The sequence below is a fragment of the Christiangramia pacifica genome (assembly GCF_057221535.1).
Genome location: NZ_CM170146.1, coordinates 1,580,150 through 1,597,281 on the forward strand (window position 1 = coordinate 1,580,150; position 17,132 = coordinate 1,597,281).

16 protein-coding genes are annotated in these 17,132 nt (G+C 38.1%); 5 read left to right on the top strand and 11 right to left on the bottom strand.

Annotated features, from left to right (window positions below):
• Nucleotides 1-3: 3 nt before the first annotated feature.
• A complete protein-coding gene (locus AC2S94_RS07180; RefSeq protein ID WP_484630783.1) occupies nt 4-1,437 on the top strand; it encodes a DUF389 domain-containing protein in 1,434 nt (477 codons plus the stop codon).
• Here the strand turns inward: AC2S94_RS07180 and AC2S94_RS07185 are convergent, their stop codons facing one another.
• Nucleotides 1,438-2,202, bottom strand: a complete 765-nt coding sequence (locus tag AC2S94_RS07185) for an ABC transporter ATP-binding protein (protein ID WP_484630784.1) — start codon at nt 2,200-2,202, stop codon at nt 1,438-1,440.
• A 3-nt stretch (nt 2,203-2,205) separates the two neighbouring features.
• Nucleotides 2,206-2,943 carry an MlaE family ABC transporter permease gene (locus AC2S94_RS07190; RefSeq protein ID WP_484630785.1) on the bottom strand — a complete coding sequence of 246 codons (738 nt, stop codon included), beginning with the start codon at nt 2,941-2,943 and terminating at the stop codon, nt 2,206-2,208.
• Nucleotides 2,944-3,059: 116 nt separating this feature from the next.
• Here AC2S94_RS07190 and pafA point away from each other — a divergent pair, with 116 nt between their 5' ends.
• Nucleotides 3,060-4,691, top strand: coding sequence for an alkaline phosphatase PafA (gene pafA, locus AC2S94_RS07195; protein ID WP_484630786.1), 1,632 nt, complete (start codon nt 3,060-3,062; stop codon nt 4,689-4,691).
• Here pafA and AC2S94_RS07200 read toward each other — a convergent pair.
• The 4 genes from AC2S94_RS07200 to gcvP all read right to left on the bottom strand — a co-directional run bounded on the left by AC2S94_RS07200 (nt 4,688) and on the right by gcvP (nt 10,146).
• Entirely contained in the window at nt 4,688-5,536 is an 849-nt protein-coding gene (locus AC2S94_RS07200) for a glycosyltransferase family 2 protein (RefSeq protein WP_484630787.1), read from the bottom strand. The two genes, pafA and AC2S94_RS07200, sit on opposite strands and share 4 nt — an antisense overlap.
• A 49-nt stretch (nt 5,537-5,585) precedes the next feature.
• Nucleotides 5,586-6,107: a methyltransferase domain-containing protein gene (locus AC2S94_RS07205; RefSeq protein WP_484630902.1), complete on the bottom strand. Its 522-nt coding sequence runs from the start codon at nt 6,105-6,107 to the stop codon at nt 5,586-5,588.
• Nucleotide 6,108: 1 nt separating this feature from the next.
• Nucleotides 6,109-7,167 (bottom strand): 3-oxoacyl-ACP synthase III family protein, encoded by a 1,059-nt coding sequence (locus tag AC2S94_RS07210; RefSeq protein ID WP_484630788.1) that lies wholly within the window; start codon nt 7,165-7,167, stop codon nt 6,109-6,111.
• A 129-nt stretch (nt 7,168-7,296) separates the two neighbouring features.
• Entirely contained in the window at nt 7,297-10,146 is a 2,850-nt protein-coding gene (gene gcvP / locus AC2S94_RS07215) for an aminomethyl-transferring glycine dehydrogenase (protein ID WP_484630789.1), read from the bottom strand.
• Between the two features lie 135 nt (nt 10,147-10,281).
• Between gcvP and AC2S94_RS07220 the strand changes: the two genes are divergently transcribed.
• Nucleotides 10,282-11,121 carry a UbiA prenyltransferase family protein gene (locus tag AC2S94_RS07220; RefSeq protein ID WP_484630790.1) on the top strand — a complete coding sequence of 280 codons (840 nt, stop codon included), beginning with the start codon at nt 10,282-10,284 and terminating at the stop codon, nt 11,119-11,121.
• On the opposite strand, the gene AC2S94_RS07225 is transcribed toward AC2S94_RS07220, so the two are convergent.
• The 5 genes from AC2S94_RS07225 to AC2S94_RS07245 form a co-directional block, all read right to left on the bottom strand.
• Nucleotides 11,090-11,356, bottom strand: coding sequence for a hypothetical protein (locus AC2S94_RS07225; protein WP_484630791.1), 267 nt, complete (start codon nt 11,354-11,356; stop codon nt 11,090-11,092). The genes AC2S94_RS07220 and AC2S94_RS07225 overlap by 32 nt on opposite strands.
• Nucleotides 11,357-11,358: 2 nt before the next feature.
• Nucleotides 11,359-11,910: a sigma-70 family RNA polymerase sigma factor gene (locus AC2S94_RS07230; protein WP_309562583.1), complete on the bottom strand. Its 552-nt coding sequence runs from the start codon at nt 11,908-11,910 to the stop codon at nt 11,359-11,361.
• 97 nt (nt 11,911-12,007) lie between these two features.
• Nucleotides 12,008-14,038 carry a M3 family metallopeptidase gene (locus tag AC2S94_RS07235; RefSeq protein WP_484630792.1) on the bottom strand — a complete coding sequence of 677 codons (2,031 nt, stop codon included), beginning with the start codon at nt 14,036-14,038 and terminating at the stop codon, nt 12,008-12,010.
• A gap of 215 nt (nt 14,039-14,253) precedes the next feature.
• The gene (gene purE / locus AC2S94_RS07240; protein WP_484630793.1) at nt 14,254-14,739 is read right to left on the bottom strand and encodes a 5-(carboxyamino)imidazole ribonucleotide mutase; all 486 of its coding nucleotides are present in this window, start codon (nt 14,737-14,739) and stop codon (nt 14,254-14,256) included.
• Nucleotide 14,740: 1 nt separating this feature from the next.
• Nucleotides 14,741-15,898: a 5-(carboxyamino)imidazole ribonucleotide synthase gene (locus AC2S94_RS07245; RefSeq protein WP_484630794.1), complete on the bottom strand. Its 1,158-nt coding sequence runs from the start codon at nt 15,896-15,898 to the stop codon at nt 14,741-14,743.
• A gap of 122 nt (nt 15,899-16,020) precedes the next feature.
• Between AC2S94_RS07245 and AC2S94_RS07250 the strand changes: the two genes are divergently transcribed.
• Together AC2S94_RS07250 and AC2S94_RS07255 are read left to right on the top strand one after the other, a co-directional pair.
• Nucleotides 16,021-16,551, top strand: coding sequence for a phosphoribosyltransferase (locus tag AC2S94_RS07250; RefSeq protein ID WP_484630795.1), 531 nt, complete (start codon nt 16,021-16,023; stop codon nt 16,549-16,551).
• A 2-nt stretch (nt 16,552-16,553) separates the two neighbouring features.
• The gene (locus AC2S94_RS07255) at nt 16,554-17,132 is read left to right on the top strand and encodes an adenylate kinase (protein WP_484630796.1); all 579 of its coding nucleotides are present in this window, start codon (nt 16,554-16,556) and stop codon (nt 17,130-17,132) included.

Consider the following 17,132-nt stretch of genomic DNA (forward strand, 5'->3'; position numbering starts at 1 on the left):
AATATGGAGAATTCAGAAAATAAAGAAACTAAGGTAAAAGCTTCAGGTACTGAAAATTTGCGTGAAGACGCCAAGGAAATTCAGAAAAAGGCACGTAACTTTTTAAGCCGACTGCTGGATATTCGAGAAGATACAGACAGGGAATCTACAGTTGAAGCGGTTCAGAAGGATATTTCCTTTAAAGGGCACAATGCCTGGATTCTTATATTTTCCATTTTCGTTGCGTCTATTGGGCTTAATGTAAGTAGTACGGCAGTTGTTATTGGAGCGATGCTTATTTCTCCCTTAATGGGGCCAATTGTAGGTATAGGAATGGCTGTTGCTATTAATGATGTAGATACCCTCAAACGTTCATTTGTTAACCTCGGGATTATGGTTGGTTTGAGTGTTTTAACAGCAACGATCTATTTCTTTATTTCTCCTGTAAAAAACGAAACACCTGAATTGGTAGCCAGAACTTATCCAACCATTTTGGATGTGCTGGTTGCAATATTTGGTGGATTGGCACTAATCGTTGCCAAGACCAAAAAAGGAACAATTGCCAGTGTGATTCTTGGGGTGGCGATTGCCACCGCTCTTATGCCGCCATTATGTACTGTTGGTTATGGCATAGCTAATGCGCGTTGGGAGTTTTCTCTGGGAGCTCTTTACCTCTTTTCTATAAACGCGGTGTTCATCGCATTATCAACTTTTGTTGTCTCCAAACTTTTAGGATTTCCATTGGTAAAGTATGCTAATAGTAAAAGGCGCCGTAGAATTGCGCAGATCGCTTCCACTGTTGCAATTATTGTAATGATACCAAGTGTTATCTTATTCGTAAAACTACTTAGGCAACAGGTTTTTGAAAGTAAAGCAACTGAATTTATCGAAAATACGGTGAGGTACACGGGAGTGGAAACTTTGAAATCTACAAGCGATTATAAAGAGAAAAGGATTGATGTGTACATGATAGGGAACACCATTCCCATGGCTACCATTTCAACCTGGCAGGAAAGGCTTGGAGAAATTGAAGCTCTTAAGGAAGCTGAACTTATCGTTCATCAGGGCAATGACCAGAGTCAGGATCTAAATCAATTATCTACTGAAGTGAGAAGCGGAATCCTGGAAGATCTTTATGTGAAAAATCAGGAAGTACTTCAAAATAAGGATAGACGAATAGAATTGCTGGAGTCTGAATTATCGAAATATCGCGGGGACAGTTTCTCCTTTGATAATTTAAGTAAAGAAGCGAAGATCAATTATGAAAATATTGAAGAAATAGGTTACTCCAACCTTATAACCACAAATTTCCAGAAAACTGATACTATTCCTACTTTTACAGTGATCTGGAATGATAAGATCAGGAATGAAGAATTAGCTTCTCAGCAGGAAAAATTTGAGAATTGGATGAGGTTAAGATTAAACCTGGATACTCTTGCGATTAAAAATGTAAGATAATTACAGTCCTTTCAATTGCGCTTCTCGAACTTTCTGGAACAGGTTAGAAGAATAAACGAAATCGGTTACAGTTTTATCATTAGTTTGGAAGATCTCGTCTTTAGTTCCTTTCCAGGCTAATTTCCCATCTTTCAAAAAAGCAATTCTTTCGCCAATTTCAAGTACCGAGTTCATGTCATGAGTAATCAGAACCGTGGTAATATCATTTTCGTGGGTGATCTCCTGAATTAGATTATCTATCACCGTAGCAGTCTGTGGGTCAAGCCCTGAGTTTGGTTCATCACAGAAAAGATATTTAGGTTTATTTACAATAGCTCTTGCAATTGCCACCCTTTTCTGCATACCTCCACTAATTTCAGAAGGCATTTTGTCGCCGGAACCTTCAAGATTTACTCTTTCCAGTACCTCGTGAACTCTTCCAAGCATCTCTTTTCTCCGCTGTTTTGTAAACATTCTAAGCGGAAACATCACATTTTCCTCCACGGTCATAGAGTCAAATAATGCGCCACCCTGAAACAGCATTCCCATTTCGGTTCTAAGCTCGCGCTGTTCCTCATCTGAAAAACTAGAATAAGGTTTACCATCATATTCAATGGTTCCTTTATCAGCTTTAAAAAGCCCAAGCATACATTTCAGAAAAACACTTTTACCTGAACCTGACTGACCAATAATAAGGTTCGTTTTTCCTCTTTCGAATGTATAATCAATCCCTTTCAGAACTTCCTGATTATTGAATCCCTTATGTAAGTTTTTTACCTGTATCATTCGCTAGCTTAATAGTAATTGTGTAACAAAATAGTTGGTGATAATAAGAACTACACTGGTCCAAACGAAAGAAGTGGTTGAAGCCTCTCCAACTTCAAGTGCTCCACCTTTCATATGATAACCGTGATAGGCCGGAACGGTCGCTAAAATGAATGAAAAAAGAAAGGTTTTTATAAAAGCATAGGTCAAATGAAATCCGTTAAAATCATCCTGAAGACCGGTTAAAAACTGATCTGAAGTTACAAAGCCTCCGAAAACTGCAGCGCAATAAGCGCCCGCTATTCCGAGAAACATAGATATCGCGATGACAAAAGGATAGGTGAACATCGCAATTATCTTTGGAAAAATAAGATAATTCTTTGAATTGATCCCCATCACCTCCAGTGCATCGATTTGTTCAGTAACCCTCATAGATCCAATACTAGAGGTAATAAATGAACCTACTTTTCCTGCCATGATAATAGAAATGAAAGTCGGTGCAAATTCAAGGATTACAGACTGTCTCGCTGCATAAGCGACAAGAGATTTCGGGATTAGAGGATTATTCAGGTTTAGTGCCGTTTGAATCGCAACTACCGCCCCGATGAAGAACGACAGAAATGAAACAATTCCCAGGGAGCCCATTATAAGCTCATTAATCTCTTTAAAAATAAGATTTCTGAGAACCGAACCCTTGGTCATTCGGCCAAAAACTCCTTTAAGCATTAAAAAATATTCCCCAATGGAGTGCAGGTAGGTCATTAATTGATTTTTGAAAAGCTAAAATACTAAAATTATGCTCTAAAGTATTTAACGCTTAATTAAACTTTAGCGTTTCAAGTTTAGTATTTTTGAAGCCTATTAAAAAACTTAACCTAATGAAACGGTATTTATTAGCAGTAATATTACTGATGAGTTTGTCGCCTATTAAGGCACAGAACACTGAAGAGAAACCAAAACTGGTAGTGGGAATTGTTGTAGACCAGATGAGGTACGATTATCTCACTCGCTTCTGGAACCAGTTTGGAGAAGACGGATTTAAAAGATTAGTGAATGATGGTTTCAATTTTAAAAATAACCATTTTAATTACGTGCCTACTTACACGGGCCCCGGACATGCATCTGTATTTACTGGCACAACACCAGAATATCATGGGATAATCAGTAACAGTTGGTTTGACAAATTTGAAAACGATACGGTTTACTGCGCTTCAGATAACACGGTTACACCCGTTGGAACTGAAGATAGAGCCGGGAAAATGTCGCCCTGGCGAATGAAGTCAACCACTTTTGGTGATGAAAATCGCCTCCACACGCAAATGAAAGGTAAAACCATTGGTGTAGCTTTAAAAGACAGGGGAGCGATACTTCCGGCTGGCCATACAGCCAATGCTGCTTATTGGTTTCACGGCAGGGATGAAGCTAAATGGATTAGCAGTTCTTTTTATATGGATGAACTACCGGATTGGGTCAAAGAATTTAATGCTTCCGGAAAAGCGAAAAGCTACTTGAAAACTTGGAATACTTTAAGAGATATTGAAACCTATGCGGAAAGCGGCATCGATCAAAATGAATTTGAATTCGGATTTCAGGGAAAGGATAAGGCTACTTTTCCTTATGATTTAAAAGCTCTCGCGGCTGAAAACGGTAATTTCGAATTGATCAAGGCAACTCCTTACGGAAATGATCTTACGGCCGAATTTGCCAAAGCAGCTATCGAGGGAGAGTCTCTAGGAAAAGATTCGATAACTGATGTATTAACCCTCAGTTTCTCAAGTACAGACTATGTAGGGCATAATTTTGGTGTAAATTCCAAAGAAGTTGAAGATACATACATTCGCCTGGATCTTGCCATTGGCGATTTCCTTAAATATCTGGATGAAAATGTAGGGGAAGGAGAATATACTGTTTTCTTGACTGCTGATCATGGAGGAGTTGATGTGCCATCTTATCTAAAAACCAGAAAAATTCCTTCAGGCTATTTCAATGATGTGAAAGGGAATGAGAATATTGAAAAATTTGTGCAAGATGAATTTGATGTTGAAAATCTGATCATGAATATTTCTAATAATCAGGTTTTTCTGGATTATGAGGTATTAATGCAAGAAAAATTAAACTTAAGTGTGGTGCAGCAGAAATTAGCCCATTATTTATTACAGCAGAAGAATATATCCAGAGTCTACACAAGGGATCAATTACAATCTGGAAGTTTTACCAAAGGAATCAGCGAATTAATTCAGAATGGATTCAACCAGGAGCGTAGTGGAGATGTTGTTTTTGTTCTTGACCCGGGCTATATTATTTATCCTGAAAAAGGAACTACTCACGGTTCAGGATTTATCTATGATACGCATGTGCCTTTGATATTTTATGGAAAAGGAGTGAAACAAGGTAGTACAATGGAAAAATCTGTGATTCCAGATATCGCTCCAACGATCTCAGCGATGCTTGGAAATTCGTTTCCCGATGCAGCTACAGGACAACCTCTGGAGATAATGTTGAAAGACTAACCGATCTTCTTTCGTATATTTTCCCAGCGTAATTTTCTTATAAAACGGCCTTCTTCTTCGGAAACGAGAAAAGGTCGTTTTTTGTTTTTAGCCTGAAAATAGCCAGAAATGTAATGCAGGAATGCAAATGGATTCATTTTCATTGCAGCCAGCTTTGCAGAGGCTATAAAGCTTAATAACGTGCCGTATCTAAGCCTGTAAAAAGCTTCTCCCTGCTTCCTGCCGGAATGCTCAAAATAGTTCATTCCGGTAGGTCTTAAATGTTTTACCAGTAAAGATTCATCGGTCACCACTTTCCAACCATGAAATCTCGCAAGAAGTTCATCGGCTGTGTCCCATCCCATGGCAGGTTTCAATTCTCCGATCTGGATAAAACAGTGTTTTCTGTACGCTTTTAATGCCCCACGAATATGATCTTTGCCGGTTAGATTTTCAGGAATCCATTTATCTTTTCGCTGAACACTACAAAACCCGCCGGCCATCCCTGCTAGAGGATCGTTTTCAAAGTGTTTAGTTATATTTTCTAGGTAGTTTTCAGGGAAAATAAGGTCCGCATCAAACTTGCAAATAATATCGAAGTCATCATCAAGTTCGTAAAAGCCTTTGTAAAAAGCATTTATTACCTTACTTCCCGGGGCATGCTCGGTGGAAGAGTTATTTCGAATTAATTTTATAAATGGGTATTTTGCCGCAAATTCCGTAACTATTTCTGCGGTATTATCGGTGGAACTGTCGTCTACCACTATTACCTGATAGGGTTTTAAACTTTGATTTGCTAAAGACTGCAGTGTTTTGCCTATAAAGTTAGCTTCGTTGTGTGCTGGTATAACAATATAGATCTTCAAGGTTTACAGATTAATGTGAGTTGCTAAGATAGAATTTTAGGATAGAAGCCTATTGCTTTTCCGCGTAAACCGCATAGTAGCGCGGAGTAAATTTTCTTAAGATCGGGCGGATGCCGATTTTCTTAACAGGATTTGTCCATTTCAATCTTTCTTTGATCTCCCAGCCGCTTTTTTCAAAAATCCAGTCGAATTGCCAGTCTTCAAATTCATGGTAATGCCTGTCCCATTTATCTGTTTTGCTTCTGTATGCCGGAGAGAACCATAATTTCAAAGGGACACTGGCGATAATCTTATCTGTCTTTATCTCTTTCATGATATTATAAGGGGCGAGGAGATGTTCAAAAATTTCAAATGCCGTAACCAGATCGTATTCATCTTTTTTTACTGCTTCAAAATTATCGTCAAGATCTTCCCCGGAAGTATTGGTAACCTCGTAACCTTCTTCGACCATGATTTCAGAAAATGGATTTTTCACCCCAAGATCCAGGACTTTAGCCGGTGGAGGCACCATTTGCTTTAAAAATTCAAGTGTTTTCTGATAACGCTTTTCAGGAAAAGTATTTTCGTACATTTTAGATCTGGTAAGTGATCGCATTGATATTCATACCTGCACCAACACTGGCAAAAAGCACAATATCACCTTTTTCTAAATTCTGATTTTTGATCTTCCCGCGTTGAACCAGATCAAATAACGTTGGAACAGTGGCAACGCTACTATTGCCGAGTTCATGAATGGTCATCGGCATTACATCATCAGGCGGAGTCATCCCGTGAAGTTTGTAAAACCTATTGATAATCGCATGATCCATTTTCTCATTTGCCTGGTGAATAAAGATCTTTTTCAGGTCGTTGATAGATTTGCCGCTATTTTCAAGGCATTCTTTCATCGCTTTCGGAACGTTCATAAGCGCAAATTCGTAGATCTTCCTTCCGTGCATCTTAATGTATCTTACCTCTTCCGGAGCAGTTGTATGATTAGACTTCCCGAAATAGATATAGTCTGACTCCTGAAAAGAATAAGTGGCAGATTCGTGAGATAGAATTCCAGACTCCTCTTCTGACGCCTCTAAAATCACAGCACCGGCACCATCTGAAAATATCATGGAATCTCGGTCATGTTTATCTACAACTCTGGAAAGCGCTTCAGCTCCAATAATAAGACACTTTTTAGCGATCCCTGCATTTATAAATGCTTTAGCCTGTATCATTCCTTCGATCCAACCCGGGCACCCGAAAAGCAGGTCATATCCTACACACTTCGGATTTTTAATCCTTAAATGTGATTTAACTCTCGTTGCCAGGCTGGGGACGGTATCACTTTGAATTGAATTAGATTTTACATCGCCATAGTTATGCGCTACGATAATATAATCTAAAGTTTCCGGGTCTATACCTGAACTTTCTATCGCTTTCTGGCTGGCAATAACCGCTATATCTGAAGTGTTTAGATTTTCATCCAGATAGCGTCTTTCTTCAATCCCGGTAATAGCTTTAAACTTCCTGATGGTGGTCTCATTATCCTGAGGAAAATTTGAACCATCCAGGTTATAAAATTCGTGTTGGTTAAAGTCAGCGTTTTTTGTTACAACATTTGGTATATAGCTTCCCGTTCCGGTGATTTTGCAGTTCATCTGACTTTCTTATTGTTAATTTTACAATTTAAATAAATAGTATTAATACCCGATTAAAATAGATATTTTTTTGGTCAAAAAAAACCTGCCATCAGACAGGTTTTTCTTTATAACGAAGACTTTACAGTCTTAAGCTTCTGCGTATTCTTCTGTTGGGGGACAGGTACACATTAAATTTCTGTCTCCAAAGGCTTCGTCAACTCTTCTAACGCTTGGCCAGAATTTATTATCATGAAGATGGGCCAGCGGATATGCTGCCTTCTCTCTTGAATAAGGTAAATTCCACTCATCTGAAGTCAGCATATGAATTGTATGCGGGGCATTTTTCAATACATTGTTAGTGTCTTCAGCGGTTAGCTCATCAATCTCTTTTCTGATAGAGATCAAAGCGTCACAAAAACGATCTAATTCTGGTTTACTCTCGCTCTCGGTAGGTTCTATCATCATAGTTCCTGCTACGGGAAATGATACTGTAGGAGCGTGGAAACCGTAATCAATCAATCTCTTCGCGATATCTGTAACTTCAATTCCCTGTTCTTTAAAAGGTCTGCAGTCTATGATCAATTCATGGGCTGCTCTTCCTCTTTCTCCAGAGTACAAGGTTTTATAATGACCATCAAGTCTTGCTTTAATATAATTTGCATTCAAAATAGCGTATTCCGTGGCTTTTTGAAGTCCGCCGGTTCCAAGCATTTTGATATATCCGTAAGAGATCAAACATACTAAAGAAGATCCCCAAGGAGCTGATGAAATCGCCCCTATAGCTTTTTCTCCCCCGGTTTTTATCACTGGGTTACCAGGTAAAAATGGTTTTAATTGTTCTGCAACACATATTGGTCCCACACCTGGTCCGCCACCTCCATGAGGAATAGCGAAAGTTTTGTGAAGGTTGAGGTGACAAACGTCAGCTCCAATTCTCCCCGGATTGGTTAAACCAACCTGAGCGTTCATGTTAGCACCATCCATATAAACCTGACCACCATTTTCGTGAATGATATTCGTGATCTCGCGAATCGCAGATTCAAATACACCATGTGTAGAAGGATAGGTTACCATTAAAGCAGCTAAATTGTCTTTGTGTTTAATCGCTTTTTCACGCAGATCTTCTACATCGATATTACCATTTTCAGTAGCTTTGGTTACCACCACTTTCATGCCGGCCATTACAGCTGAAGCAGGATTAGTTCCGTGAGCAGATGAAGGTATTAAGCAAACATTTCTGTGACCTTCTCCATTTGCTTCGTGATAAGCCCTGATGACCATCAGTCCTGCATATTCTCCCTGGGCACCAGAGTTTGGCTGTAAAGAAGTAGCTGAAAATCCTGTGATCTCGGTAAGCTGATCTTCCAGTTCTTTTAATACGGTTTGATAACCTTCCGCCTGATCAACTGGAACAAATGGGTGTAAATTACCCCATTGCGGATTACTAAGTGGCAACATTTCTGAAGCTGCATTCAGCTTCATGGTACACGAACCTAAAGAGATCATCGAATGATTCAATGAAAGATCTTTACGTTCTAATTTCTTGATATAGCGCATTAATTCAGTCTCTGAATGATAGAGATTGAAAACTTCATGCGTCAAAAATTCTGTTTTTCTTTCCAGATTTACAGGAATCGTGGTTCTGTCAGTAAGTTCTTCGATTTGCTTATTTTCTTTTTCAACTAATTCAGCAAAAACAGCTACAATAGCATTAAGATCATCTGTAGTTGTAGTTTCATTAATAGAAATACAAGCGCTTTCGTTATCAGGATAGTAGAAATTGATCTCATGCTTTTCAGCGAGATTCTTCAATTTAGAAGCGTCGGCTTTAATATGAATAGTATCAAAATATGCCGAATTCAGTTGCTCAAAACCAAGATCCTTCAGATTATCTTCAAGAGTGACCGTGGAAGCATGAACCGTATTAGCAATGTATTCAAGACCTTTTGGCCCGTGGTAAACTGCGTACATTCCAGCCATAACTGCCAGTAAAACCTGAGCAGTACAAATATTAGATGTGGCTTTGTCTCTTTTTATATGTTGCTCTCTGGTTTGAAGAGCCATTCTCAAAGCGTTATTTCCGTCAAGATCCTTAGTTAATCCAATGATCCTTCCTGGAAGGTTTCGCTTATATTCTTCTTTCGTGGCAAAATATGCTGCGTGAGGTCCTCCATAACCTAGAGGGATTCCGAATCTTTGGGTGGTTCCTACAACAACATCTACACCCAGTTCTCCCGGTGCCTGTAATTTTACCAGGCTAAGAATATCTGCCGCAAAAGCGATTTTAATTCCTGCGTTCTGACAGTTCTCCACAAATTCTGAATAATCGAAAACCTGTCCGAATTTTCCTGGATACTGAACTAATGCTCCAAAGTATTCCTCTGAAAAATCAAATTCTTCATGATCACCAACTACCATATCGATTCCCAGGAAATTTGCCCTGGTTTCCATTAAAGAAATGGTCTGTGGCAAAGTTTGTTGAGAAACAAAGAATTTATTTACCTCATTTTTTTTCTGCTTTCTATCACGAACGGCGTACAGCAAAGCCATCGCTTCAGCAGCAGCTGTAGATTCATCCAGTAAAGAAGCATTCGCCAGTTCCATTCCTGTAAGATCACTTACCATCGTCTGGAAATTAAGCAAAGCTTCTAAACGTCCCTGTGCAATTTCGGCCTGGTACGGAGTATAAGCGGTATACCAACCTGGATTTTCCAGAATATTTCTCTGGATAACTGCAGGAAGTATAGCCTGATGATAACCAAGCCCGATATAGGTTTTAAATACCCTGTTCTTTTCTGAAAGCTTTTTAATATGCTCAGCATATTGATTTTCACTCATCGCTTTCGGAAGGTTTAAAGGCTGGTTCAACCTAATATCATCCGGGATCGTTTCGTATATCAATTGATCTAAAGACTCAGCACCTATAGTGTCCAGCATTTCCTGTAGATTTTCTGCTTTAGGACCTATATGACGTAACGCGAAAGAATCTGTTCTCATTAAAATAAAATAGTTGTGTTTTTCGTGCTGCGAAAATACATAAATTCATGCTAATTTTTTAAAGTTTAGCGGTATACAGTTGTTAAGATTTTTCACCCGGAATCATGTATTTGATTTTATATGTAATTTCGTAAAATGAAGTATTTGAAAAATGCTTTCGAATTATATATAAATAGTAGCATCCATGTTTCTTTAGCGGTTGTTGCATTTACGCTGATCACTTTTTTTGAGCATGGTTTAGAACTGGATCTAGACCTAATTTTATTCATTTTCTTTTCATCTATCACAGGCTATAATTTTGTAAAGTATGCGGGAATCGCCAAACTGCATCATTTAAGCCTGGCCCAAAACCTAAGAATCATACAGGTATATTCCGGGATTTGTTTCCTGGCACTTATTTATTTCTGCTTTCAATTAGAAACAGATGTCCTAATCGCTACAGCAATTTTGGGAGTTTTCACTGTGCTTTACGCAATACCGGTATTTGGTGGTGAAAAAAATCTACGAAGTCTTCCGGGACTGAAAATTTTTATAATCGCGATCGTTTGGGCAGGAGCTACTGAGATACTACCGCTTATAAATGCCGAGAAATATCTTGGAACAGACTTAATAGTTGATTTTCTACAACGCTTAATGCTTGTAATCGTTCTAACTCTACCCTTTGAAATAAGAGATCTCAATTTTGATAATGAGGAATTAGGCACGATTCCTCAATTGTTAGGAACCTTTAAAACAAAAGTTTTTGGAACAGTTCTAATAATACTGATTTTCGTTTTAGAAATATTTCAGAAGACTTTTAATTCTAATGAATTTCTGGCGCTATTGTTAATTTTACTCGTGAGTGGAGTTGTGTTGTGGAGATCGAAAGAATTTCAGAAGAAATATTACTCTTCTTTCTGGGTAGAAGCGATACCTATTTTGTATTTAGGAATTTATCTTGTTTTTAAGTTCGTTCTTCCGCAAATTCCTTTTTAATCTGCTCTTTCCACTGCTTTTTCTTTTCTTCGGGACAAGTTTTAAGTTTGGATTCCTTCATCAAATGAGTAAGCTTGGAATTTCTATTGGAAAATTTTCTGCAGGTTTTGCAAAAAGCCAGGTGAAGCATCAGTTTAGCTTTCTCGAATAAATTAGCTTCTTCGTATTGAGCCTTGTTACAACACGTTGCTGCTTCAGAACAATCAACAAAAGAGAACTTACTTTTCTTACTCATAATTAAAACCAGTTTTTTTCTAAACAAGCAGCCAAGGCGGTTCTGGCCCTGTGAATTATAACCCAGAGGTTAGACGGCGTGATATTAAATTCATTACAAATTGCTTCAGTATCAGCTCCATCTATTGTTTTACGCTTGAAAATCTCAGCGTGTTTTTCATTGATAGAATCTAGACAATCCAAGATGGCAAGTCCAAGTTCGTTGTTTTCCATTTCATCTTCTGCAGTCCTGTCAAATTGATCTGCAACCTGCTCTTCCAACCATTCACCTTCATTATAATCATCAGAATAGTTGATCTTTACTTCCGCCTTTCCTTTTCTCGAATTTATTTTCCGGTAGTAATCTATAATTTTTCTTTTTAAGATCGAAATCAGCCAGGTTCTTTCACTTGCTTCACCCTTAAAATTCTTAGCCGATTTTAAGGCAGCCAAAAATGTTTCTGAAATAAGATCGTTAGCTACCTCACGATTATTCACACGAACGATCGTATAATTGAATAGGTAATCTGAATATTTATCGACCCATTTGTTCGGGTCGAGGGTGTTAGCTGACATGATCTAGAATAAATCGGTTCTAATCAAAAATAGCAAAAGAAAGGCTATCTTAAGTTATAGAAAAGATAAGATTTATAGATGCCACTACTGTTTTCAGCTATTTCGAGATCAATCCGGCTCTTTTCAATAATGCGTCTGGTTTAGGTTCTTTTCCACGGAATCGCTTATACAATTCCATAGGATGCTCAGTTCCACCTTTAGATAAAATGTTTTCACGGAATTTATCAGCGATATCTTTGCTGAAGATGCCATTTTCCGTAAAATATTCGAAAGTATCTGCGTCAAGAACTTCGGCCCATTTATAAGAATAATATCCGGCAGAATATCCCCCCTGGAAAATATGGGAAAATGCCGTACTCATACAATTGCTCTCTACATCAGGATAAAGTTTCGTAGGCTCAAATGCTTCCACTTCGTGCTTTTTCACATCATTTACATCTGAAGGGTCTATAGCGTGCCAACTAAGATCAAGCATTCCGAAACTCAACTGTCTCAAAGTTGCCATTCCCTCCAGGAAGTTAGCCGATTCCTTAATTTTCTCGATGTATTGCTGAGGTATAGCTTCACCTGTTTTATAATGTTTAGCAAAAAGCTGCAGAGATTCCTTCTCGTAACACCAGTTCTCCAAAACCTGACTCGGTAGCTCCACGAAATCCCAATACACATTAGGTCCAGATAAGCTAGGATAAGTTGTATCTGCAAGCATGCCGTGTAGTGCATGGCCAAATTCATGGAATAGTGTAGTCACCTCATTAAAAGTTAATAAAGAAGGTTCCTTTTCAGTTGGTTTGGTGAAATTGCATACTATAGAAATATGAGGTCGCTCATTTTTACCATTTTGAACATATTGATTTTTATAAATAGTCATCCAGGCTCCATCTCTTTTTCCTGGTCTTGGATGAAAATCTGCATAGAATAAAGCGACTTCTCCTCCAGATTCGTTGGTAACATCATAGGTTTTGACATCCGGATGATATTTATCTACACTATTGATTTCTTTAAAATTGAGTCCGTATAATTTTTGAGCAACTGTGAAAACACCTTCAATTACATTTTCCAGTTTGAAGTAGGGTTTTAATTTTTCATCGTCAAGATCAAAAAGTTTTTGCTTTAGTTTCTCCCCGTAATAGGCAGAATCCCATTTTTGTAACTGATCTATACCATCCAGGTCTTTGGCGAAGTTTTCCAGTTCTTTAAATTCTCGCTTAGCAGCTGGCTTGGCTTTTTCAAGCATTTCTTCGAGGAAAGACTCTACTTTTTCTGGAGTTTCAGCCATACGCTCCTCCAATACAAAATGCGCATGTGACTCGAATCCTAGAAGTTTTGCACGCTGATAACGTAATTTGGCAATCTTTAAAACATTCTCCTGGTTGTCTAGATTATCGTTATGAAAAGCCCTTGAGCCAAAAGCCAACGCTAATTCTTTTCTCAATTCACGATCAGCTGCATATTTCATAAAAGGAATGTAGCTGGGATATTCTAAAGTAAAAATCCAGCCTTCTTTATCCTTTGCTTTGGCAATAGATTTGGCTTCCTCTTTAAAACTTTCTGGCAGGCCAGTCAATCTGGATTCATCAGTAACCAGGAGTTCATATTTATTAGTTTCCGCCAGTACGTTCTCGCCGAACTGTAATTTTAATTTAGATAATTCTTTATCTATTTCCCTGAGTTCATTTTGTTTTTCATCTGGAAGATTAGCGCCATTTCGGGTGAATGCCTTGTACTTTTTTTCTAATAAAGTGGATTGCTCGACGCTTAGTTCCAAAGAGTCTTTTTTAGAATAAATTTCTTTTACTCTTCTGAAAAGATCCTTGTTGAGAATAACATCATTTTTAAACTCAGAGAGAACAGGGGATACTTCCTGAGCAATTTTTTGAATCTGCTCATTAGTTTCAGCTGAATTGATATTAAAAAAGATGCTGGTCACGCGATCAAGTTTCTTTCCTGAAAATTCCAGCGCTTCGATCGTATTCTCGAAAGATGGGTTTTCATCAGAATTTACAATATCATTAATATCTTTCTTCGCTAGCTCCACCGCCTCAAGAATCGCAGGTTTATAATCCTCGGTCTTGATTTTGGAAAAAGGGGCATATTCAAAATCGGTTAGTAAAATATTCTGAGTACTCATTGATCTATTATTTGTTTAACGTTAATGCTTAAATAAATTAACGTAAATGATGAATTTATTATATTTTTTGATAATTTTGTCGATTCATGTTAGAAACGAACTCATTATAGTACAGTAGTTTACAAAGTTCTGGTTTTATATTTAGAATGGTTAATAAATAATAATTACAGATTAAAAATGTTTACTACTTAAAAGGCCGCATTCGCGGCCTTTCTTTATTTTTTCAGGGATTTGGCTCCTTCTATTACTGTTTGTTTTAACCCTTCCTTATAAACCAGGATCTTATCCAAAACACATTTATCTGAAGCGCCAATAATTTGAGCGGCAAGAATACCAGCATTTTTAGCTCCATCAAGAGCTACGGTAGCCACCGGAACTCCGCCAGGCATCTGTAAGATGCTTAGTACAGAGTCCCAACCATCTATAGAATTTCTTGATTTTACAGGTACGCCGATTACGGGTAGGGGAGACATAGATGCCACCATTCCAGGCAAATGTGCAGCTCCACCAGCTCCAGCAATAATCACTTTTATACCTTTTTCGTGCGCTGTTTTACTGAATTCAAATAGCTTTTCTGGTGTTCTATGGGCAGATACAATATCTACTTCAACTTCCAGATCAAAACCTTTAAGAATATCTATAGCTTCCTGCATTACCGGCATATCGCTGGTGCTGCCCATGATTACTGCGACTTTTCCCATTTTATTTGCTTATCACTTTTATACTGTCTTTTACTTTCTCAGCAACCCGTCTGGCTTTATCCAAATCTTTATCTACAATAGTTACGTGTCCCATTTTTCTGAAGGGTCTGGTCACCTTTTTTCCGTAAATATGGGGAGTCACCCCGTCCATTTTCATGATCTTATCTATATTCTCATAAACTACCTCACCTTCGTGATCTTTATCACCTACTAAGTTAACCATTATTCCACCTACTTTGCTATCAGTATTTCCTAATGGCAGGTCCAGAATCGCTCTAATATGCTGTTCAAATTGGTTAGTGTAAGAAGCTTCAATACTATAATGTCCACTATTATGTGGTCTTGGAGCAACTTCATTAATTAAGATTTGATCATCCTTGGTTTGAAACATTTCAACAGCTAATAGCCCAACATGGCCAAAAGCTTCTGAAACCTTTTCTGCAGTTTTCCGAGCAAGTTCAGCGACTTTTTCATCTATTCTCGCAGGACAGATCACATATTCTACTTGGTTGGCAGTAGGATGAAATTCCATCTCTACTACGGGATAGGTTTTCATTTCCCCTGAAGGATTTCTGGCAACGATCACCGCAAGTTCATTTTTAAATGGAATCAATTTCTCGGCTATACATTCACCTTCAGGTAAAGAATTGAGGTCTTCTCGCTTTTTAATTACAGAAACGCCTTTGCCATCATAACCTCCGGTAGCTCCTTTCCAGACAAAAGGTAATTCAATTTCACTATTTTCTACTGACTGAATAAGATCTTTTGATGTTTTGAAAACATTAAAATCTGCCGTTGGAATATTTTTCTCTCTATAGAATTTTTTCTGTACCGCTTTATTCTGAATTTTCTCCAACGTATCGGCGGAAGGATAGGTTTTAATTCCTTCAGATTCCAGCTTTTTAAGCGCCTCGACATTTACTCCTTCAATTTCGAAAGTCACCACATCAGCCTTCCTTCCAAATTCCAGAACCGTATCATAATCCATCAAATCTCCCTGTTCAAAATAATTACAGGAAATTTTACAAGGAGCTTCTTCACTCGGGTCTAAAACTAGGGTTTGAATGTCATACTTTCGGGTTTCATATAGCATCATTTTACCCAATTGGCCTCCGCCCAGGATACCGAGTTTAAAGTCTGAAGAAAAATAATTTACCATAATTCAAATAGGCTTTTCGCAAAAATAACCTATTCGGAATTCCTGCCATAGATATTCGGTAAGAAATCAAGGGGTAAGGCTTATAGAGATTCCTTATCTTTGCCACTTAAAATTTGACGATTTTGGTGAAATTGCATGATCTTGAATTTGAACCCTATATTTCTGAAAGGGAAATATTCCGAGTGATAGACGAGATTTCAGAAACACTGAACAAAGATTTTGGTGATAAAAAGCCGGTTTTTCTAGGTGTGCTGAATGGTTCTTTTATGTTCGCTTCAGAAGTGATTAAGCGGTTCAAAGGGGATTGTGAGATCAGTTTTGTGAAAATGGGTTCTTATGAAGGGACTGAAAGTACGGGAAATGTTAAAACCCTGCTTGGTTTGAATCAGGACCTGAAAGGTAGACAAGTGATCTTGCTTGAAGATATTGTAGATACAGGAAATACACTTCTAGAAATTGATCAGATTTTAAAGCATGCGGAAGTCGCAGATTATAAAGTGGTGACTTTGTTTTTTAAACCGGATGCTTATAAAAAAAATATTCCTGTGCAGTACAGGGGAATGGAAATTCCTAATGAATTTATCGTTGGTTTTGGTCTGGATTATGATGGTTTGGGCAGAAACCTTACTCAAGTATATAAACGCAAACAATAAAAATGACAAATTTAGTGCTTTTTGGCCCTCCAGGTGCCGGTAAAGGAACTCAGGCAACTATTCTAAAAGATAAATATGAACTCATCCATATTTCAACAGGGGATGTTTTCAGATTTAACATTAAAAATAAAACTGAATTAGGCTTAAGTGCTAAATCTTACATAGATAAGGGGCAGTTGGTGCCAGATGAGGTCACCATCAATATGCTGAACGCTGAGGTTGAGAAAAATGAAGGCGCTAACGGGTTTATTTTCGATGGATTCCCAAGGACGGCAGCACAGGCGGAAGCATTAAGTACATATCTGGAATCTAGAGGGACTGAAGTTCATGCGATGATTGCCCTGGAGGTTGAGGATGAAATTCTTGTAGAGCGTTTGCTTGAGAGAGGGAAAACTTCAGGAAGACCTGATGATGCCGATGAAGGTGTGATAAGAAACCGAATTAAAGTATATTATAACGAAACTGCCATTTTGAAAAATTACTACCTGAAACAGGATAAGTATTACGGAGTTGATGGAGTTGGTAGTATTGAAGAGATCACTGAGCGCTTAAGCAAAGTGATAGACGATTTAATGAAATAA